Source organism: Arthrobacter caoxuetaonis (assembly GCF_023921125.1).
Classification (GTDB): Bacteria; Actinomycetota; Actinomycetes; order Actinomycetales; family Micrococcaceae; genus Arthrobacter_B; species Arthrobacter_B caoxuetaonis.
This window is the reverse complement of record NZ_CP099466.1, coordinates 2,268,037-2,288,496: the sequence shown is the minus strand read 5'-3', so window position 1 is coordinate 2,288,496 and position 20,460 is coordinate 2,268,037. Positions and strand designations below refer to the sequence as shown.

General features: G+C 59.2%; 16 protein-coding genes. 15 read left to right on the top strand and 1 reads right to left on the bottom strand.

Annotation, left to right across the window (positions count from 1 at the left end; all coding sequences use genetic code 11):
- Positions 1-5 precede the first annotated feature (5 nt).
- From leuD to NF551_RS10495, 5 genes are all read left to right on the top strand, one after another.
- Positions 6-605 carry a 3-isopropylmalate dehydratase small subunit gene (gene leuD, locus NF551_RS10515; RefSeq protein WP_227895485.1) on the top strand — a complete coding sequence of 200 codons (600 nt, stop codon included), beginning with the start codon at positions 6-8 and terminating at the stop codon, positions 603-605.
- A gap of 259 nt (positions 606-864) precedes the next feature.
- Complete coding sequence (murA, locus tag NF551_RS10510) at positions 865-2,190, top strand: UDP-N-acetylglucosamine 1-carboxyvinyltransferase (RefSeq protein ID WP_227895486.1); 1,326 nt, start codon at positions 865-867, stop codon at positions 2,188-2,190.
- Between the two features lie 12 nt (positions 2,191-2,202).
- Positions 2,203-2,961 carry a lysophospholipid acyltransferase family protein gene (locus NF551_RS10505; protein WP_227895487.1) on the top strand — a complete coding sequence of 253 codons (759 nt, stop codon included), beginning with the start codon at positions 2,203-2,205 and terminating at the stop codon, positions 2,959-2,961.
- A complete protein-coding gene (locus NF551_RS10500; RefSeq protein WP_227895601.1) occupies positions 2,961-3,992 on the top strand; it encodes an NAD(P)H-dependent glycerol-3-phosphate dehydrogenase in 1,032 nt (343 codons plus the stop codon). Before NF551_RS10505 ends, NF551_RS10500 begins: the two co-directional genes overlap by 1 nt.
- Positions 3,989-5,128, top strand: coding sequence for a D-alanine--D-alanine ligase family protein (locus NF551_RS10495; RefSeq protein WP_227895488.1), 1,140 nt, complete (start codon positions 3,989-3,991; stop codon positions 5,126-5,128). Before NF551_RS10500 ends, NF551_RS10495 begins: the two co-directional genes overlap by 4 nt.
- 5 nt (positions 5,129-5,133) lie before the next feature.
- Here NF551_RS10495 and NF551_RS10490 read toward each other — a convergent pair whose 3' ends face one another.
- A complete protein-coding gene (locus NF551_RS10490) occupies positions 5,134-5,607 on the bottom strand; it encodes a DUF3515 domain-containing protein (RefSeq protein WP_227895489.1) in 474 nt (157 codons plus the stop codon).
- Positions 5,608-5,711: 104 nt separating this feature from the next.
- On the opposite strand from NF551_RS10490, the gene NF551_RS10485 reads away from it, so the two are divergent.
- The 10 genes from NF551_RS10485 (at position 5,712) to NF551_RS10440 (ending at position 20,426) form a co-directional block, all read left to right on the top strand.
- Positions 5,712-6,725, top strand: coding sequence for an LCP family protein (locus NF551_RS10485; RefSeq protein ID WP_227895490.1), 1,014 nt, complete (start codon positions 5,712-5,714; stop codon positions 6,723-6,725).
- Position 6,726: 1 nt separating this feature from the next.
- Positions 6,727-7,446, top strand: coding sequence for a hypothetical protein (locus tag NF551_RS10480; protein ID WP_227895491.1), 720 nt, complete (start codon positions 6,727-6,729; stop codon positions 7,444-7,446).
- Positions 7,447-7,517: 71 nt separating this feature from the next.
- The gene (locus NF551_RS10475; protein ID WP_227895492.1) at positions 7,518-8,720 is read left to right on the top strand and encodes a glycosyltransferase family 4 protein; all 1,203 of its coding nucleotides are present in this window, start codon (positions 7,518-7,520) and stop codon (positions 8,718-8,720) included.
- Positions 8,720-10,471, top strand: a complete 1,752-nt coding sequence (locus tag NF551_RS10470) for a glycosyltransferase (RefSeq protein WP_227895493.1) — start codon at positions 8,720-8,722, stop codon at positions 10,469-10,471. Before NF551_RS10475 ends, NF551_RS10470 begins: the two co-directional genes overlap by 1 nt.
- Before the next feature lie 40 nt (positions 10,472-10,511).
- Entirely contained in the window at positions 10,512-11,348 is an 837-nt protein-coding gene (locus tag NF551_RS10465) for an ABC transporter permease (protein ID WP_227895494.1), read from the top strand.
- Positions 11,332-12,234: an ABC transporter ATP-binding protein gene (locus NF551_RS10460; RefSeq protein ID WP_227895495.1), complete on the top strand. Its 903-nt coding sequence runs from the start codon at positions 11,332-11,334 to the stop codon at positions 12,232-12,234. The genes NF551_RS10465 and NF551_RS10460 overlap by 17 nt, the downstream gene beginning before the upstream one ends.
- Positions 12,225-14,135, top strand: coding sequence for a glycosyltransferase family protein (locus tag NF551_RS10455; RefSeq protein WP_227895496.1), 1,911 nt, complete (start codon positions 12,225-12,227; stop codon positions 14,133-14,135). The genes NF551_RS10460 and NF551_RS10455 overlap by 10 nt, the downstream gene beginning before the upstream one ends.
- A gap of 9 nt (positions 14,136-14,144) precedes the next feature.
- Positions 14,145-15,395, top strand: coding sequence for a UDP-N-acetyl-D-mannosamine dehydrogenase (gene wecC / locus NF551_RS10450; RefSeq protein WP_227895497.1), 1,251 nt, complete (start codon positions 14,145-14,147; stop codon positions 15,393-15,395).
- Positions 15,392-17,530: a glycosyltransferase gene (locus tag NF551_RS10445; protein WP_227895498.1), complete on the top strand. Its 2,139-nt coding sequence runs from the start codon at positions 15,392-15,394 to the stop codon at positions 17,528-17,530. Before wecC ends, NF551_RS10445 begins: the two co-directional genes overlap by 4 nt.
- Positions 17,531-17,603: 73 nt before the next feature.
- Entirely contained in the window at positions 17,604-20,426 is a 2,823-nt protein-coding gene (locus NF551_RS10440) for a heparinase II/III domain-containing protein (RefSeq protein WP_227895499.1), read from the top strand.
- The last annotated feature ends 34 nt before the right edge of the window (positions 20,427-20,460 follow it).

The following is a 20,460-nucleotide window of genomic DNA, read 5'->3' as shown; positions in this document are numbered from 1 at the left end:
AGCACATGGAAAAGATCACCACTCACACCGGGATCGGCGTTCCGCTGCGGCAAAGCAACGTGGACACGGACCAGATCATCCCGGCTGTCTACCTCAAGCGCATCACCCGAACCGGGTTTGAAGATGCACTGTTTGCCGGCTGGCGGAAGAATCCCGAGTTCATCCTGAACCAGGAGCCCTACAACGCCGGATCCGTCCTGGTCGCGGGCCCGGATTTCGGTACGGGATCTTCGCGCGAGCACGCAGTCTGGGCCCTGAAGGACTACGGTTTCCGGGCTGTGCTCTCCTCGCGTTTTGCCGATATCTTCCGCGGCAATTCAGGCAAGCAGGGCCTTGTTGCAGCTCAGGTCGCCCAGGACGACATTGAGCTCATCTGGAAGGTGCTCGAAAACTCTCCGGGCACCGAAGTGTCCGTTGACCTCGAAGCCCGGACGGTGATTTGCGGCACGGTCACGGCACCGTTCCAGATCGACGATTACACGCGCTGGCGCCTCCTTGAGGGCCTCGACGACATTGGCCTGACCCTGCGGCACGAAGCAGACATCACGGCCTTCGAAGCGAGGCGTCCAGCTTTCAAACCGACCACGCTTCCGGCCCGGTCCTAGCGGCCCCTGAGCTGACGTTCCGGACTCGGAGGCGCCCCTGGGGGCGGTTTTTGCATACGCAGGTCCCGGCATAGAATTGATAGGCCCTCCCGTCCGGAGGGCCTATCCGCTTTTGGCCCTAAAACCCGCTGCAAACAAGCCACGATCCCGCGCCCCGGCGTGAGTGGCGATATTTCGGTATCAGCGTGCTTGCTCCTATGCTGGGGGAGGCAGTCTCTAGTGGCCTTGGGGGCAAAACAGACGAAAGAAACAGGTGTTCATGGGCAGCGTTCTAACCATCCGTGGTGGTGTACCTCTCACAGGAAAAGTACCGGTCCGCGGGGCCAAGAACCTAGTCCCCAAAGCCATGGTGGCGGCCCTGCTGGGCAACACCCCTTCACTGCTGCGCAATGTTCCGGAAATCAAGGACGTCGACGTCGTCACATCCCTTCTCCGGCTGCACGGTGTAGAGGTTTCCAAGGACCCGGTAACAGGGGACCTGCTGATGGATCCGCAGAACGCCAAGACGGCCGCTTCCCGGGACATTGACGCCCACGCCGGTGATTCACGCATCCCGATCCTGCTGTGCGGGCCGCTGATGCACAGCATCGGAGAAGCTTTTATTCCTGACCTGGGCGGCTGCAAGATCGGCGACCGGCCGATCGATTACCACCTGCAGATGCTCCGCAATTTCGGTGCGCTGGTGGAGAAACGTCCCGGCGGCATCTCCATCTCCGCGCCGAAGGGCCTGAAGGGAGCCAAGCTTGAGCTGCCCTACCCCTCCGTTGGAGCGACCGAGCAGGTGCTGCTGACCGCGGTCCGCGCCGAAGGCATCACCGAACTGAGCGGCGCCGCCGTCGAGCCGGAAATCCTGGACCTGATTGCCGTGCTGCAGAAGATGGGCGCAATCATCACAGTCCAGACGGACCGCGTCATCCGCATCGAAGGCGTCCCGGAACTTACCGGGTACAACCACCGCGCGCTGCCGGACCGGAACGAGGCCGCCTCCTGGGCCTCGGCAGCCCTGGTCACCAAGGGCGATATCTACGTTGAGGGTGCCAACCAGCAGGACCTGACGGCTTTCCTGAACATCTACCGCAAGATCGGCGGCGCGTTCGACGTCGACGACGGCGGCATCCGTTTCTACCACCCGGGCGGCAGCCTGAACCCGCTGGTCCTGGAAACTGACGTCCATCCCGGCTTCATGACGGACTGGCAGCAGCCTGTCGTCGTCGCCCTCAGCCAGGCAGAAGGCGTGTCGATCGTGCACGAGACGGTCTATGAGAACCGCTTCGGCTTCACGGACGCGCTGATCCGCATGGGAGCGAATATCCAGGTGCACCGCGAATGCCTGGGCAGCATTCCCTGCCGGTTCGGGCAGCGCAACTTCCTGCACTCAGCTGTCATCTCCGGACCCGTGCAGCTCAAGGGTGCGGAGATCGACATTCCTGACCTCCGCGGCGGCTTCAGCCATCTCATTGCCGCCCTGGCTGCCGAGGGCACCTCCCGTGTCACCGGCGTTGAACTGATCAACCGCGGCTACGAGCACTTCCTGGACAAGCTTGAGGGTCTTGGAGCGGACTTCGACGTTACTGACGGGAAGTAGGGCTCCGTAGCCATGAGTGAATCTGCCAAGTCACGTATCACGTTCACCCTCCTGGCGGCCGTTGTCCGACCGGTCCTGAACCTGATGATGGCGCGGCGCTGGGAGGGGATCGAGAACCTTCCCAAAGGGCAGGGTTTTATTGCCTGTCCGAACCATGTGACCGAGATCGATCCGCTCGTGGTGGGGCACTTCTTCTACAGCCAGGGCTATTTGCCGCGATACCTGGCGAAGGCGTCACTCTTCAAGGCACCAGTGCTGGGGCCAGCACTGCGGGCCACCAAGCAGGTTCCGGTTCAGCGCGGCGGCTCCGGGGCAGCAGCTTCCCTGGACAGCGCCCAGGCAGTGATCGACGCCGGCGGAGCACTCATCGTGTATCCGGAGGGAACACTGACGCGGGATCCGGATCTGTGGCCGATGAAGGGCCGCACGGGAGCTGCCCGGCTGGCGCTCCAGACCGGTGCCCCGGTGATACCCCTGGCCCACTGGGGGGCGCAGGACCTGCTTCCGCGCTACGGCAAGATGCTGCACCTGTTTCCGCGCAAGCGGGTACGGCTCCTCGTAGGAGAACCGGTGGATCTGTCCGATCTGCGTTCCTTGCCGCTGACGAAGGCCGTGCTGGAGGAAGCGACCGCACGGATCATGGCAGAGATGACCACGCTGGTGGCCACGCTGCGCGGTGAAGAACCACCTGAGGAACGCTGGGATCCCTCAAGCAAAGGCCAGAAGCCGGTAGGCAGAGGCTATGAGCAGGACACGGAGAAGAAGAAGTGATACGCCCGCCGCAGACAGTCGCTGTCCTCGGAGCCGGAAGCTGGGGGACGACTTTCGCCAAGATCGCTGCCGATTCCGGCGACTCCCGGGGAGTGCAGGTCCGCGTGTGGGCCCGCCGGCCGGAAGCCGCCGAAGAGATCAACGCCACCCGCCGCAACTCACGCTACCTCGGGGACATCCAGCTGCCCGCGAACCTGCAGGCCACCGATGACGTAGCAGAGGCCCTGAACGGGGCGCAGCTGGTAGTCCTTGCTGTACCGGCGCAGACGCTTCGGGCCCAGCTGCGCGAGTTCAAGTCCCTCGTCCCCAAGGACGCGATCATCCTTTCCCTTATGAAGGGCCTGGAAGTTGGGACGGACGCGCGGATGAGCCAGGTGATCGCCGAGGAGCTCGAGTGGCCGCAGGACCGCATCGCTGTCCTCTCCGGCCCGAACCTGGCGATGGAAATCGCCCGTGAAGAACCGACAGCGTCCGTCGTCGCCTGCTCCAGCATCGAAACCGCAGGCTGGATCGCCTCAGCGTGCACCACGCCCTACTTCCGTCCCTATACGAATACTGACGTGATCGGCACGGAGATCGGTGGCATCGTCAAGAACGTCATTGCCCTGGCTGTCGGGATCTGCGAGGGAAAGCAGATGGGGGATAACACCAAGGCCTCCGTCATGACCCGCGGGCTGGCCGAGACCACACGGCTGGCGGTTGCCCTGGGCGGCAAATCGGAGACCCTCTTTGGGCTCTCCGGCATGGGCGACCTCATTGCCACCTGTTCCTCGTCGTTGTCCCGCAACCACACCGCCGGCCGGCTGCTGGCGCAGGGCCTGACCCTCGACGAGGTCACCGGGAAAATGCAGCAGACCGCCGAAGGCATCAAGTCAGCCCAGGCCGTGCTGGACCGCGCCATCCAGCTTGGCGTCTACATGCCCATCACCGAAAACGTCGTTGCAGTGCTGCAGGGCGTCATTTCCGTGGACGAACTCGGCCCGCGCCTGCTGGCCCGCGAACTCAAAGCCGAAGGTGTGCACGCCCCATGACGATCGATCCCGCTTCCTCCCAGCCCAGCGGCAAACCGCGCGTCGTTGTCCTGTTCGGCGGCCGTTCCAGTGAGCATTCAGTCAGCTGCGTGACTGCTGCCGGCGTGCTGGAGGCCATCGACCATTCAAAGTACGACGTCGTCCCGGTCGGCATCGCGCGTAACGGCCAGTGGAGCCTGGCCTCCGTTGATCCGGAGCAGTGGTCGCTGAGGAGCGGCTCGCTGCCGGAGGTAGAGTCCGGGCCGGAGACCGTTGTGCTCTCCGGCGAAGGAGGCTCGCGTGAGCTCGTAGCCCACGCCCCGGACAGCCTGCCCAAGTCCATGGGACGTGTTGACGTGGTCCTGCCGCTGCTGCACGGCCCGTTCGGGGAAGACGGCACGCTGCAGGGAATGCTCGAGATGGCGGACATCCGCTATGTGGGGGCAGGTGTCCTGGCGTCCGCCGTCGGGATGGACAAGCACTACATGAAGGTGGTCTTCGCGGCCGCCGGGCTCGCCGTCGGTCCGTATGAGGTCATCACCGACCGGCAGTGGAACCGCAGCCCCGAGGAATGCCTCTCCCGTGTTTCCGGGCTGGCGTTCCCGGTGTTCGTGAAGCCCGCACGAGCAGGTTCCTCCATGGGCATCACCCGGGTCACCGAAGCCTCCGGGCTCCGGCCGGCAATTGAGGCAGCCCGGGAACACGATCCCAAGGTCATTGTCGAGGCGGGCATTTCCGGACGCGAGATTGAAGTGGCCGTCCTTCAGGGACGCGGCAACGAGGACCCGCGGACCAGCCAGCCCGGCGAAATCGCAGTGCGCGACGGCGGGCATGACTGGTACGACTTCGAGGCCAAGTACGTGGACGGCGCCGCTGCCGAGCTCAGCTGCCCCGCGGACCTGCCCGACGACGTGACGACCCGGGTTCGGGAACTGGCAGGTGTGGCCTTTGACGCCGTCGGTGCAGAGGGGCTCTCCCGGGTGGACTTTTTCTACACCGTTGACGGCGAACTGGTTATCAACGAGATCAACACCATGCCGGGCTTTACGCCGATCAGCATGTACCCCCAGATGTGGGCCAAATCCGGGCTGCCGTACACGGAGCTCATTGACGAGCTGATTACGCTGGCGCTGGAGCGCCGCACGGGCCTTCGCTAGAAGTCCTAGCCCGGCAGCTGGACGTCCTTGGTGCTGAGGCATTCACGGGTCTGTTCGATCCGGGATACAGCGTTCTCCAGCTCCACCAGCACGGTTGATGAGGCAACCTGTTCGGTGTCGAACAGCACTTCAACCGCAGGCTCGCGCCCGTAGGTTGTTGCGGTCCACAGGCTGCCTTCTTCCCGCAGCACCCAATCGACTCCGTTGACCGTGGCACAGGTGTCTGTCGTTGGTCCTGGAACCGGCACACCGCAGCGCAGGATGATCTGGGACGGATTGCCCCATGCCGAGGTGGCCTGTGCGGTGGTCTCGCGCTGCTGCGCGCCCGCGAGGTCTTCCGGCAGGGCGACCATGACTTCCGCGCAGTCGGGGTTGGCTGCGTCGGGAGCAGCCTCCACATCGGCAACGGGGGTGCAGCCTGTCAGGAGAGCGGCGAGGGCCAGGGTGCCGGCGGAAACGGCTGCCGGAAAGAACTTCATGGTCCAAGGGTATCCGGCGCGCCGCGCCAGTCTGGAATCGGGCAAGCGGGTGCGGGCGGTAAACTCAGACAGCATCCGCACCGCAAGGACCCCTAAGGATTACCGTGACCGATTTTTTCCCCGACCGTTCCACGGAAACGGAACCGGAGCGTGCACGGCACCCTGTCCGTGCCACACTGCTGGTTTTCCTCTCGCTGGTGCTCGTAGTGGCTCTTGCGGCAGGCGGCTATCTCTGGAACCTGGCCCGTACGTTTGACTCCGGCTCCCAAACCATCGCCAACGCGATGCCTGCTACAGCCCCGGAGAAGGGTGATGCGGCAGGAGATTCCCGCAACATCCTCCTCATTGGCAGCGATACGCGCGATCCGGGGGCCGATGCGCGGTCGGACACGATGATGCTGGTGCATATTCCGGGTGATCGCTCCGGTGTTTACGTGACGTCCATCATGCGCGATACCTGGACGGACATACCGGGGCATGGAGAGGCCAAAATCAACGCGGCCATGGCTTTGGGCGGCGTGGCACTGACGGTGGAGACCGTGCAAAACCTGTTTGACGTACCCATCGATCACGTTGCCGTGATCGATTTCGAGGGATTCAAGGGCCTCACCACGGCTCTCGGCGGGATCCAGGTTGAGAACGCCGTCGGCTTCCAGTCTTCCGGAGCCGACGGCGAATACTTCGCGGCCGGTCCCATCACGCTGCAGGGTGATTCGGCACTGAAGTTTGTCCGTGAAAGGTACGCCTTCGCGGACGGCGACTATCAGCGGGTGAAGAACCAGCAGGCATTCGTCCGCGGACTGATGACACGCGTTATTTCGGCTGAAACGCTGTCCAACCCGATCAAAATCAACAACGTTGTGGGGGAGATTTCCCCTTTCCTCAGCGTCGACGAGAATCTGGATGCCGCGTCGGCAGGCGGGCTGGCCGTGGAACTGCGTTCCGTGCGCAGCAGCGACATTCAGATGTTCACCCTGCCCAACCTCGGCGTAGGAACCTCTGCCGACGGCCAGTCGATCGTCGTCAAGGACGACGCCGCCATCGCCGGGATCTCCGAGGCCCTGAAAGCCGATAGACTTGCCGCTTATGTCCAAGGCCTGAACGGGGAGAACCAATAGTATGTCCGGCACATTCGGCCAGCGGCTGCGATACGGCCTGCTTGCAGGGTTCCTCTTGGCAACAGTGTCCGCGGCACCCGTGTTTGCCTTGGAGACAGTGAACGAGGAACAGGTGGTCCCGACCACGCCGGCTCCTGAACCAAGTGCTGAGCCGGTCCCAGTGCTGCCAACGGACCCGCCCGTTGAGACAGCCCCGCCGGCCGATCCGCCGCCTGAGAACGTGCCGAGCCTGCCGGCAGCGGTACCAACCGTTCCGGCGGTTCCTGAACAGGCCCTCATCGATCCGGCAACAGGTTTCCAGATCGAGCGTTCCAGTGGATACCTGATCCACCCCGCCACCGGATACCTCATAGAGCCCGGGACGGGAAACCTCGTTGATGGCCGGACCTGGCTCTACACGGACCTTCGCTGGAATCCGTCGACCGGTGAGGTGGTCAACATCTTTGACGCGCCGGAAGAATCTGCGTCCCCGAGTGCCTCCCCGACGCAGAGTCCTGCCACTGAGGCCGCGGTGAAGCCCGGTCCCGAAACCGCCCCGAGCCCGGCACCGAGCAGTCCTGCAGCCGAGCTATCGGCCACCAGCACCGGGATGGACGAGGGCGTTGACTGGAGCACGCACTGGCTCACCCGGTCGGCGGTGATTCTTTTGCTGGCAGCAGCCGGAGCGCTCTATTACGTAAAACTGCGGCACCCGGGGCAGAACTATGCGTCTAAGCCCTAACGATTTATTAGGTAGACTGACGGTTGCCTTAGGCAGCCTAAAAGCCGTGGCGATACAGGAATGGAGGGGATGTGCGGGTTCTTTTGCTAACGCACTCGTACTCTCCTGAGCACAGCCCGCCGCAGCGCCGCTGGACCCAGCTGATCCGGACCTTTCGGGAGATCGGCTGGGATATCGATGTGATCGCCCCTGTGGCGCATGCACCAGCCGGCCGGCGGACCATGCCCCGCAGTGTCGCAGGGAAGGCTTTCCGCTGCGATACCGGACAGTACGGCGAGCGAATCCGCAGGGCGCCCTACCTCTGGCATCCCACAACGCGACTGGGCAGGTTTGCGGATCAGTGTTTTTCCGCGGCAGGAAGCGTTCTCGCCGGCCTGATGGGACGCAAGCCCGACGTCGTTATCGCCACCGTCCCCTCACTGCCTATCCTGGGCGCCGGATACATGGTCGCCAAGCTGCGCGGCGTTCCCTTTGTAGCGGATATGCGGGACGCCTGGCCGGACATCGCCCGTGATGCCCGCATTGTGCAGGGCAGCGCCAAGAGCATTGCGGAACGAGTCATAGTTGCCCTGCAGGAACGTGCTGAGCTTGTAGTAACCGTGACGTATGGTTTTGCCCAGACGCTCAGGGACCGGGGCATGCGCAACGTCGCCACCATCAGCAACGGCATTGAGACGGCTGCACGTGAACTCCTTCCGCCGCCGCCGGCAGACTCCGAACGCCTGGAAGTGCTCTATCTGGGAAACCACGGGGAGAGCCAGCGGCTGGAGACCGTCATCCAGGCAGCAAGCCTTGCCTCGGACTCTGTGCGGCTGACCATGGTGGGACACGGCGTCCAGCGGCGCCAGCTGATAGCCCTGGCCGAGGCGCTCGGGGCACCGGTTGAGTTCCATGAACCGGCTCAGGGCACAGCCGAGGTGATGTCCTACTACCGGCGTGCGGATACCTGCGTGGTGTCACTGCGGGACGATTGGAAGTCCTTCGAGACCACCATTCCCTCCAAAACGTACGAAGTCCTGGCCGTTGGCCGGCACGTTACCGGCATCGTCCTGGGCGAAGCGAAACAGATTGTTGAAGAATCGGAGGCCGGCGACGTCGTCCCGTCCAACCCGCAGGCCATTGCCCAGCTCTGGAAAGAGCTTGCATCGGACCGAAGCCGGTTGCTGACGGGCACGTCCGGCCGCGATTGGGTGGAGAGCAACGCGAACGTCGAAACGCTTGGGCGGGCGTATGCAGAACTTCTGAAGACAGTGGCAGCGGGGCCGGCCCGGTAATGAACGTACGAAACCTTGCCAGGAACGGGTGCCTGGCGGCTGCAACGGTCCTCGAGCACCTTGGTGATGATCCCGCCGTCCTGGCACTCCAGGTATCCCGCCGGCTGCCTGCATCGCTGGTTCGTCCACTGGCTGCTGCGGCATCCAGCGCACCCGGCCAGCTGTTGCCGGCGCTTGGAGCGCTTGTTCAGGGGCGCAACGATGATGTCAAAGACCGTCTGTCCCAGACGGTGGACAGCGGCATAGGGGCGCGTGCCAAAGTTCGCTTGGCGGACGTAGCTACTGCTGCCGCGCTGCCTGAGATTGCGGACAAACTGCTCTCTGCAGCTCCGGAGACGACCCGCGGCTGGGCGGGCGCACAGGCGCGCCTGCGCTGGTACCGGGGGGATATGTCGGGTGCAGTCGAGGTACTGGGCCGCGGGCGGACCACGGTGGGTGAGCGACGCCAGCGGACCCGGCTGGCCAGCGAGCTGGGTGTATTTGACGGTTGGACACCGAGCCTGCCGCCAGTCCAGGAGTATGTTCCCCGCGCTCAGTCGGTGCTGCATCTGCTGACGAATTCCCTGCCCTATACCGGCAGCGGCTATGCCCAGCGGTCCCATTCCCTGCTCAAAGCGCAGTCCGATTCGGGATGGAACGTCCATGCGGCGACGCGAATAGGGTATCCGGTTCAAATTGGGCGGCTCGGGGCAGCAGACACTGACCTGATCGACGGCGTTACCTACCACCGGCTCCTGCCGGCTCGGCTCCCGAAGGGCATGGCAGCACGGCTGCAACTTCAAACTGAGGAGCTGCTCAAGCTGGCGCTTGAGGTGCGGCCGGCCGTGCTCCACACGACGACGCACTTCGTTAACGGTCTGGTGGTCCGGGCCGTTGCTGAATCTCTGGGGATTCCCTGGATCTACGAGGTACGGGGCCAGCTGGCCGATACCTGGGCCTCAACCCGGGGTGACGAGGCGAAGCTGAGCGAACGGTACCGGAAGTTTGGCGTACGGGAAGCGGACGTCATGGGCTCGGCTGGAACTGTGGCCACTCTTGGTGAGGCTATGCGCGCAGGCATTGTCGAAGCCGGTGTGGCTGTTGAGCAGACCCTGCTGCTGCCGAACGCCGTCGGGGAGGGTTTCCTCCAGGAACCCGCCACTCCATCTGCTGCCAGGGCCCAGTTGGGACTGCCCGCGGAGGGCCTTTTTATCGGAACGGTCAGCAGCCTCGTGGATTATGAGGGGCTGGATGATTTGCTCCACGCCTTCGCTCTGTTGGCGCCCCGGTATCCTGCGCTGCGATGCCTCATTGTCGGAGACGGGGTCGCCGGACCTGGCCTGAAACGCTTGACCGTAGACCTTGGGCTTCAAGACAGGACAATCTTCACCGGACGTGTTCCCAGGGAGCAGGCGCACCTCTACCATCAGGCGCTCGACATCTTTGTCGTGCCCCGCAAGGACTTCCCAGTGACCCGGATGGTGACGCCGCTGAAGCCCGTGGAAGCACTGGCTTCCGGGCGTCCCGTGGTGTTCAGCAACCTGCCCGCACTTCATGAAGTGGTCCGAGACGGAATGGATGGATTGTCAGTTCCTGCGGGGGACGCCGGGAGCTTGGCAGAGATGCTCGGCAGCTTAGTGATCGATGGACCGCGTTGTTCCGCTCTGGGAGCTGCGGGTCGTCGGCATGTGTTGGACACACGCACGTGGGAAGCCCTGTCCACCGCGACAGCCGAGCTCTATAGAAGGATTAGCAGATATGACGGCGCCTAGAACTGAATCGGGTGAAAACGTAGGTCTCCCTCCAATATCGGTGGATCTGAAGTCACTGAGTCGGGTGGGGGCGAAACCCTCATTCATTGACTATCTTATCTCGGTCTGGAGTTTCCGGCACTTTGTGTTCTTTGATTCTCGGGCCAGGGTGCAGAGCGGCAACCGACAGGACAGGCTTGGTAGTGCTTGGCTGCTATTGAACCCGCTACTGAACGGAATTGGCTATTTTCTGATTTTTGGCCTGCTGCTCGGTGCCAGCCGAGGAATTGAGAACTTTATTGGATATCTCGTCATCGGAGTGTTTCTATTCCAGTTCAGTACCCGCACGATCGTAAACGGCTCTAGGGTCATCAGAACAAATCAGAATGTCATACAGGCGTTCAATTTTCCACGGGCTACTTTAGTTGTTTCCGTGAATGTGCGCGAATTCATTGCCAACATTCCGGTGCTCTTAGTCATGTTGCTTCTCATACTGACGATAAGTCCGGTGGAAGAAATTACCTGGCGTTGGCTTCTGCTGATACCAGCGGTGTTCTTGCAAGTCCTCTTCAACCTCGGTGTGGGTTTCCTTCTCGCCCCTTTGGTTGCGCGCTTTAACGATCTGGTGCATATAATCTCATTTTTCATGCGCTTCTGGCTCTTTGCATCCTGTGTTATGTTCTCAATAGAGCGGTACGAAAGCTGGCCCCTGATCAAATCGGTCGTCGAAGCGAATCCACTCTATCTTTTGCTGTCGATAGTTCGAAGCAGTCTTCTCTATGCGGAAACACCTCCGTGGCAAAGCTGGGCAGCGTTGGCGGCGTGGTCATTAGGCGCCTTGGCTATCGGTATCGTGTTGTTCTGGAAGGGGGAGGAAACTTATGGCAGAAACGAATGATCCATTCTGGTACAACTCCTCTCCGGCTGTTGTCGTGGACAATGTGTCGATGGTTTACCAGGTTAAGGCGGAGTCTGCAGGCGGTGACGGACTATATGGGCGGTATAAAAGCCTATTCAACAGGCCTGCAAAGACTAAGACAGTTGTACCGGATAGAGTGCACGCGCTCAAGCCCCTGACGGTCGTGGCTAATCACGGGGAGTCTATCGGGGTTATCGGTCTGAATGGTTCCGGTAAAAGCACCCTTATGAAGCTCATATGCGGGAAGGCCAAACCTACACAGGGCGCGGTTTACGCTTCTTCTACACCGATTATGCTGGGTGTCTCTGCCGCGTTGGTTCCTGACCTCTCGGGTCGCGATAACGTCGTCCTGGGGTGTCTTGCCATGGGGATGACTCGTGACGAAATCAGTGCCAAATATGACGGTATTCTGGACTTAGCAGGTTTGGAAAGTGCCATAAATCTACCGATGCGCTCCTATTCTTCCGGAATGTCAGCCCGTCTTCGATTCGCTATTGCGGCGTCAATCAATCCAGAGATCCTGATTCTAGATGAAGCCCTAAACACAGGTGACGATGAGTTCCGCGGGCGGACTAAACGCCGTATGGACGAGCTCAGGGGACAGGCGGGGTGCGTTTTCCTCGTAAGCCACAGCCTTTCTACGGTGCAGGATCTATGTACCCGCATTATATGGTTGGACAAAGGTGACCTGCTTTACGACGGCCCCCCGGCTTACGGCCTGAAATGGTACCGGCGCTACACCAAATTCCTGGCCGAGGGGAACAATGCAGAAGCCGATCGTATAAAGCGAAGGATGTTCCAAGAACTGCAACCTGCTCGGGTTATTCCAAAAGTTCCTGGACGAAGGAAGAGCACATGGGTATGAATCTTTCCCAGCTGAGGCGGGCCGCCTGGCATTTGAGGACAGGTGGATACGGAGCCGTCGCTGAGTTCCGTAGGCGACGCCACCCGGAACGTCTTGGTCTACATGCCCGGCCCCGTTACTCAGGCGGCCGGTTCTTTGGCTTTGGAAAACAGCGAAGGATTTCTTTCGATGAATTCGATTTCCCCGATGGTCTGAATTGTCGCCGTGGTATCAAAGCAGCGGTGATCTTGGATGACTTCTCTCGAATGGCGTTTGGCTTTGAGTGGCAGCAGGTTGAACTGACGAAGGCCAGATGGTCAGAAGAAATAACCGGGTCACAACCAGATCTTTTATTTGTGGAATCGGCTTGGAACGGTAACGGTGGTGAGTGGCAGTACCAGCTGACAGGCACCGACGGACCCAAATCCGAGTTTCGCGCGCTAGTGGAATACTGTCGTAAATCAGGTATACCAACAGTATTCTGGAACAAAGAGGATCCACCCCACTACGCTGATTTTCTGGAGACCGCGAGACTGTTTGACTATGTGTTCACCAGCGATACGGATCGGGTCAGCGCCTATAAGAGTGATTTGGGGCATGACCGGATCGGCGTGCTTCAATTCGCTGCGCAGCCGGCCATCCACAACCCTGTACGGCCCCGGTCAGGCGGACACGAAAGGGGTATAGCTTTCGCGGGGATGTATTTTGCCCACAAGTACCCCGAGCGCAGAGCCCAGTTGGAGCTCCTCTTGGGAGCGGCTGCAACTGTAGCGGCGCAAACAGGCACGAGCCTGGACATTTTCTCCCGGCACTCTTCGACGGATGAGAATTACCGTTTTCCCGAGGCTTTCAGGGCGTACTTGGCAGGGACGCTCAGCTACCCTCAGATGCTGACCGCCTACAAGGCGTATCGAGTATTTCTGAATGTCAACTCTGTCGTGGATTCCCCGAGCATGTGTGCGAGAAGGATTTTTGAAATAACGGCCGCCGGTACGACAGTTATTAGCACACCGAGCCGTGCTCTGGAAGAAATGTGGCTGCCGAGCGAACAATTTGTCGTCGGGGATCAAGCCCATGCCGAAGCTACGCTCAAAGCTGTACTCCGAAATCCAGAATTATCGGATCGCCAGTTACATTTGGCACAGCGCAAGATCTGGGGGCATCACACTTATGCTCACCGAGTCGACCAGCTCGCACGGGCAGTTCTCCCAGGAGAAAGTACCGCCGATCGGAAGCGCCCTACGGTTTCGCTGCTCGTGTCGACGATTAGACCACATCAGCTAGAGCATGTATTTCAGACTGTTGGCTCGATGCGGGGCGTTGAGTCTGAGCTTGTCCTTCTTACACATGGGTTCGACCTCGATCCAGGGCACGCCAGGACACTTGCACAGAAGTATGGAGTGGGCAACGTCGAGTTACTTCACCAGCATGTGTCGGTTCCTCTGGGGGAATGCCTCAACCGCTGTGTTGAAGCATCGTCGGGTGACGTTCTGTCCAAGATGGACGACGACGATTTCTATGGTCCCGAGTACCTTTCTGACCTGCTCCACTCGTTGAGCTACTCCGGAGCGGACATCGTCGGCAAACAGGCTCACTATATGTACGTTGCCCGACAGGATGTCTCGATCCTGCGCTTCGCTGACCGGGAGCACAAATTCACGCATTCCGTCATGGGACCAACGATCACTGGATCCAGAACAGTTTTTGAGGACGCACCATTCTCCCCACTACAAAGCGGGGAGGACAGCGCGTTCTTATGCAGAGTTGGTGAGTCGGGCGGCAAAATATACTCGTCTGACCGATTCAACTATGCTCAGTACAGGGGAAACACAGATCATACATGGCGTGTTTCCGATGTCGAATTAATTGCTTCAGGAGACGTCAAATTTTTTGGCGCTCCTGAGTACCAAGTATTTATCTAGGGGAAAATCATGAAGACAATCAGCACAGTAGCCGTTATTGGACTCGGATACATTGGACTTCCGACGGCAACAATTCTTGCAACCAATGGGCTTCGCGTTATCGGCGTTGACGTCAATACGAGCACGATTGATGCGGTTAACCGCGGCGAGGTTCCATTTGTGGAGCCAGATCTTGCAGAATTTCTGGAACAGGCGGTGACTTCGGGAAGGTTGTCAGCCACCGCAGAAATGCCTGCTGCCGATGCGTTCATTGTCGCTGTCCCCACTCCCTTTAACGCTGATAAGAGCGCTGACCTGTCCTTTATCGAGGCAGCGGCCACCTCCATTGCCCCCATGCTGCAGGGCGGGGAACTGCTGATCCTCGAATCCACCTCTCCGCCCGGGGCCACGAAGCGCATGGGTGAAGTGGTAGCGGCTCTGAGGCCGGATCTTTCCTTCGGAGAAGACGATAGTTCCATTCTTCTCGCCCACTGCCCCGAGCGAGTACTGCCCGGCCGCATCATGGTGGAAATTGTTACCAATGACCGCATCATCGGTGGAACCACCCGTACAGCTGCGGAACGGGCAAAGGACCTCTACTCAAGCTTCTGCAAGGGGGATATTCACCTGACGGACGCTACGACTGCCGAAATGGCCAAGCTCGTGGAGAACTCCTACCGTGACGTAAACATCGCATTTGCTAATGAACTTTCGATGATTAGCGACAAGCTAGACATCAACGTGTGGGAGCTTATTCGTTTGGCGAATTACCACCCGCGCGTAAACATTCTGCAACCCGGTCCGGGCGTAGGAGGCCACTGCATAGCAGTCGATCCTTGGTTTATCGTTGCAGCGGCTCCTGATGAAGCAAATATTATCCGCACTGCGCGGACTGTCAACGATTCCAAGCCCGAGTTCGTTGTCGAACAGGTTCTGAAAGCTGTAAAGAGTACCGGCGCCACCTCCGTCGCGGCCTTGGGGCTTGCTTTCAAAGCAAATGTGGATGATCTGCGCGAGTCGCCCGCTGTGGGCATCGTAAAAACGCTGTCACAGCGGCTGGTCGATGTTTCCATCAATGTAGTTGAGCCCCATGTCGTGGAACTGCCAAAGCCGCTGAGCGGGACGGGAGTTAGCCTGGTATCGCTTGAGGAGGCAATAGCAACTTCCAAGGTCATACTTCTTCTCGTCGATCACGACGCTTTCGCTAAACTCGGCGAAATGGACTTGAGCAAAGTTGAAGTTATAGATACCAAGGGGATGCTGGAGGCCTCGAAGGCGTGAACAATCCCACCAACGACAGCCTGCGACGAGGCTCCTCTAAGCTTTCGAATGTGCTGCGCCGTAGAAGGAACGCGAAGATTCGAGAACTCCGTCGGTCGATTCAAGCCCAGCGAAAGGCAGTCGGTGCCGAAGCTGTGTTGGATACCTGCAGGGAAAGCGTCTCTCGCTTCCCCGACAGCGCCGACTTATGGTACACCTACGCTCGCGTACTTATCGACGTTCAGCGGCCTGATGAAGGAATGGAAGCGCTAGCACAGGCTCTCCGATGTGATCCAGCGCACCTCATGGCCTTGGAATACTATATTTCCCTAAGCGGGTTGGTGGACTCCGGTAAACGGCAAAAAGACGTCGCCGCAGTGATCCACGGTCTGGCGCGGGCCGCCGGTGGTAAACGAGTGGATAATCTTGGAGCCTTGGACTTCCTCATTCCAAACGGATGTGCGGAAGGTATCCGCAATATTGCCCGGAATGGGACGTCACTCGCCACAACTGCAGCGCAGATTGCGATCGCTCTCGAAAGCGGTGCGGATGCTCCCTCTTCGGAAGACCTGAGCGTCGCCGACGAGGAAACCAAAATTGCATACGTTTCTGTATTCCTGGCTCGAGGACGCTATACGTCGGCATTAGAGGTTCTCGAGAACATGAATGATGCTGCTATCCCGTGGCACGCACTTCGGCGCGCCGCTCGGAGAGCACTTGCGGGACCCCGCCCGGACACTTCCGTGCCCCTGTTGAAGCGTATGGAGCGAATCAAACCCCAGGATGCTTGGGTGAAGAAGCAACTGTCAGAGTTCGAGTACACAGCGAATCTGACCAATTATGCCCTGACTAAAAGAGGTTTCCCTCTCCCTCGGCGAGCTGGCGAGCCGCAGTACTTGCCAATTTCCAACAAGGTTCTCTACACACTCCACAACGCCCTTCCTTACAATTCTGCCGGATACGCGACGCGAACACACGGTTTGCTCTCCCAGCTGAATAAGAGCGGCTATGAAGTACAGGGAGTGACCAGGCTAGGTTACCCATACGATATGCCTAATAAGGAGGATATGGGGCCCATCCCCTCGGAGCACCTCGTAGATGGTGTGAGCTACGCGCATCTCTCCACTACTCCGGGCGTAGAGCGAAAGAACCCGCTCTTCGACTATGTGCAACGCTACGCTGCAGCCCTTCAAGAATTCGCCATGGATGCCCGTCCAGCCGTCCTGCACGCTGCGTCAAACCACTGGAATGGGTTGGCTACAGTTACTGCCGCGAACCGGCTCGGTATTCCCAGCATCTACGAGGTCAGAGGCTTGTGGGAGGTTACCCGCGGGTCCCGCAACCCGGAGTGGGTTGGGGGTGGCATGTACCGGATGATCGCGCGAATGGAAGCTGACGCTGCACAGGGTGCCACACGGGTGCTGACTATTACCGAGGCGCTGAAAGGCGAACTGATACGACGCGGTGTCGATGAGGACAAAATTTCGGTTGTGCCCAACGGAGTAGACACCGCTCGGTTTCAGCCAGTCGACAAAGATATGTCGCTCGTCCGAGAACTCGGACTCTTGGGAAAAACCGTAATCGGGTATATTGGTTCGATTTTGGATTACGAAGGACTGGAACTCCTTCTGCTGGCTGCCCGGTCGATGAAGAGCACCCGTGACGATTTCCATGTACTAATAGTGGGTGACGGCGCTGAACTTGAGCGCTTTAAAACGATGTCGGGCGAACTAGACATACATGACGTCGTCACTTTCACCGGCAGGGTTCCCCATGAGGACGTAGAGAAATACTATTCTGTTGTGGATATAGCACCGTTCCCCAGGCTTCCACTTGCTGTGTGCGAAATGGTGTCACCCCTCAAGCCGTTTGAAGCGATGGCCATGGGAAAGGTAGTGGTCGCCTCAAACGTCGCCGCGCTTGCCGAAATCGTCCAAGACGGTAAGACTGGACTGCTCCACAAGAAAGGCAGCTTCGAAGATTTACAGACGGCGTTGGTGAGACTTCTTGACGACCCCGAACTGCGGAACGAACTAGCGACCTGCGCGATGGAGTGGGTGCGTGCCGAACGTGACTGGAACCATCTAGCCTCGTCGGTTACCGAAATCTACGATCAACTTACAGCGAACGGTGGAACAGATGAATCCATTGGTTAGGAATGTTGACTATGAGGTAAGCCGCCGTCAAGCATTTGGTGGTCAGTTCGGATCCTCCTCAAATGACGCCGAAATGGCAGCTGAAATTATGAGCGGCCGGCTCACTATGAGACCCCACGGCGCATGGCAACTTCCGGAAACGATCCTGTGGGATGAAGATCCCTTCGCTCAGCGAAACTGGGTCTTTCAGTTTCACACCTTGCGATGGATGGAGCCGGTGAGGCGAATCGCACTGGCGGGCGATCCGAACGCTCGGAAGTTCTGGGTCGACACTTGCCAATCTTGGATCGCTGCTAATCCTCCGGGTGCCAGTAAATCCCGATATGCCTGGGGCGACATGGTCGACGGAATTCGTGCCATGGTTATGACGCTTGCATTGCCGATGTTTGAGGGCGAAGACCATGAATGGCTGACTCGATCAATATGGGAACACGGAGAGTGGCTTGCCGACCCCTCCCATCTGGGTCACTCAAACCATGCCCTCCATCAGCATCAGGCACTTCTTGTAGTCGGACGGGTGTTCAAGTATCAGCCGTGGGTTGATCTGGCCATAGAGCGACTGATGGAGTTGTTCGACGAGAGTTTCGACGATGAGGGAGTTAATGCAGAAGGAAGTATCGCATATCACCGCCTAAACCATGACTGGTGGGAGACGGCTTTTACTAGGCTGGATGTCGAAGGAATTGCTCGGCCCAAAAACGCAGACCGTCTTAAGCTCGCGCTTACTGAATTGGCGTATGCTACCAAGCCGAATGGTCTCTTTGAGCGGATCGGTGATATTGATGTCGGCGGTCCTACAGGACTTCAATCGCCAGAACTCACCTATGTGCAGACTCAGGGAGCAAGCGGTCAGACGCCGTCGGACTTAACAAAAGTCTACAAGGCTGGCTATGTTTTTGGACGAAGCGGATGGGGTGACTTTGAACGAGAATTCGTAAACGAGACGTTCTATTCAATATCCTATGGACCTGCCAATCGTGTTCACGGGCACCAGGACGGGGCATCTGTCACCCTGCATGCGGAGGGATCCCCGTGGCTAGTCGACGCTGGCAAGTATGCCTATGTGCAGGACAAAATGCGCGATTATTGCGTGCGAAGGCTTGGGCATAACGTTGTCCATATTGATGGGGTGAAGTATGATCCTACATCGCGTGTTTCGCTTGATAGGTATAAGCTGACTCAAGAGGCTGACGACTTTGTGTTGTCAGATAACGGTTACGCTGGAGTCAAGCTAACGAGGCGCATTATCTACGTCAGGGGAGGCGATTTCTTCATTGTTTTTGACACTGTCAGAAGTTCGAAGAGTATCACCGCCCATCAGCGCTGGCACCTAGATTACGAGACCACGGTAGAGCCGACTAAGAAAGGCTACAACCTGAATCGTGTTCGGGGGCGTGCTTCGATTCAGTGGGCTGGAAAGATGCCCACCCTATCGACAGTCCGTGGACAGGAAGATCCGCTAGACGGATGGATGGCTACCGATTGGATGAAGCGAGAGGAAGCTACAGTCCTGTCGGCCACGAGGAGTGGGGACCGTTTCCGGTTTATTACTGTATTCGGCGCTGGCCGGAGATGGGAAAGAGGCCCCGAGGTTTTGTCCACGAGTCCGCAAGATGCGGACATGGTGATGACAGTGCGAAACGGCAAAACTGTCTGGAGTGTGCGAATTGGGCGCGATACTGTGGAGGTTGCTGCCGGTGACGGCGTTTTTACAGCGCCCCGCATTTCGAATCCCCTAGGTCTCGCCGCGGAGCTTGTTCGGGATGCCCTGTCAGGAGAAAGTAACGTAGCCCCTTGCACGGAAAGCGCTTTCTCTCCGGCATATTGGCAAACCTTGCGGGATTGGGTGCGGGCTGATGACGCTAATCAGCGACTCCGTCGACTGATGGTGTTGGACCGGCTGCTTGAAAAGTTGGATGTCGCTGGAGACGTGACCAAGCCGGATAACGGGCTCCGGTCGGCCATCGTGGACACCGCCGGGCATGATCTGGTGTTTGACGGGTTGATCAGCCAGACGACTCTAGGGGTCCGCCGGGAACCCTTAATAAGTTGGAATCAGGATGTTCCTGTCAGGTCGCAGACCTACGGAGCAAAAGTTCATTCGATATATGGAGGAATCTCCGGAAGGCTCCCCGCTGACTCTCCGGCCACTCTGTCGATCGAAGTTGGAGGGCTAACGCTTCCGGTGTCCATTGGGCGGGGTGACACCGACCTCTTGTCGGTGAGATTCCATGGTGCGATCAATAGGGAAAAATACACTTTGCCTCTCTTCCAGGGCCTGACTTCAGAGTCCCGTGGGGGGAATAGCTTTGCCATCTTCCAGGATCCTTCCCTTGATCTGGATCAGCAGATAAACCTGGCTTGGTTCCTCGGGACAAAAGAAGTGAATCTGCACCAGGAAATCGCCGATGTAGTTCGTGAATTTGCACGGACATTGGGAGGAAAAAGAGTTGTCTTGTCCGGAAGTTCTGGAGGAGGCTTCACCGCCCTGCAAGTAGCGTCCTATTTGCCGGACGCCTCGGTGCTAGCTTTCAACCCCCAGACGATTGTCGGGGCGTATCACCGCGCACGTGCGGAGCCGGCCCTGGCGGCTTGTTTTGGCGGCATGGAAGAGGCCGTCTCTGACCCCGGCCTCCTGTCCCGTATCTCAGCGGTCGAACGCTACAGGGGCCTTGGCAAGTATCCTTCTGTTCTATATGTCCAGAACTCGGGCGATGGGCACCATGTCCAGAAACACCTGACTCCGTTTAAGGATGTCATCGACGCCCATCCTGATGCTGGACGGGTTGAATTCATCGATGTCAATTGGGGAAAGGGTCATGTGTCGCCGACCACGCAGATCTACAACGATTTTCTGGAGCTTGCCGGAGCACGTGCGCTAAGCCTCGAAGTGTAAAAATGCTTGGGCACCGTTATACACGGTGCCCAAG

Excerpts from the sequence above, each read along its gene's own strand:
- leuD (WP_227895485.1), top strand. The coding sequence starts at position 6 with ATGGAAAAGATCACCACTCACACCGGGATCGGCGTTCCGCTGCGGCAA.
- murA (WP_227895486.1), top strand. The coding sequence starts at position 865 with ATGGGCAGCGTTCTAACCATCCGTGGTGGTGTACCTCTCACAGGAAAA.
- NF551_RS10505 (WP_227895487.1), top strand. The coding sequence starts at position 2,203 with ATGAGTGAATCTGCCAAGTCACGTATCACGTTCACCCTCCTGGCGGCC.
- NF551_RS10495 (WP_227895488.1), top strand. The coding sequence starts at position 3,989 with ATGACGATCGATCCCGCTTCCTCCCAGCCCAGCGGCAAACCGCGCGTC.
- NF551_RS10490 (WP_227895489.1), bottom strand. The coding sequence starts at position 5,607 with ATGAAGTTCTTTCCGGCAGCCGTTTCCGCCGGCACCCTGGCCCTCGCC.
- NF551_RS10480 (WP_227895491.1), top strand. The coding sequence starts at position 6,727 with ATGTCCGGCACATTCGGCCAGCGGCTGCGATACGGCCTGCTTGCAGGG.
- NF551_RS10470 (WP_227895493.1), top strand. The coding sequence starts at position 8,720 with ATGAACGTACGAAACCTTGCCAGGAACGGGTGCCTGGCGGCTGCAACG.
- NF551_RS10460 (WP_227895495.1), top strand. The coding sequence starts at position 11,332 with ATGGCAGAAACGAATGATCCATTCTGGTACAACTCCTCTCCGGCTGTT.
- NF551_RS10455 (WP_227895496.1), top strand. The coding sequence starts at position 12,225 with ATGGGTATGAATCTTTCCCAGCTGAGGCGGGCCGCCTGGCATTTGAGG.
- wecC (WP_227895497.1), top strand. The coding sequence starts at position 14,145 with ATGAAGACAATCAGCACAGTAGCCGTTATTGGACTCGGATACATTGGA.
- NF551_RS10440 (WP_227895499.1), top strand. The coding sequence starts at position 17,604 with ATGGCAGCTGAAATTATGAGCGGCCGGCTCACTATGAGACCCCACGGC.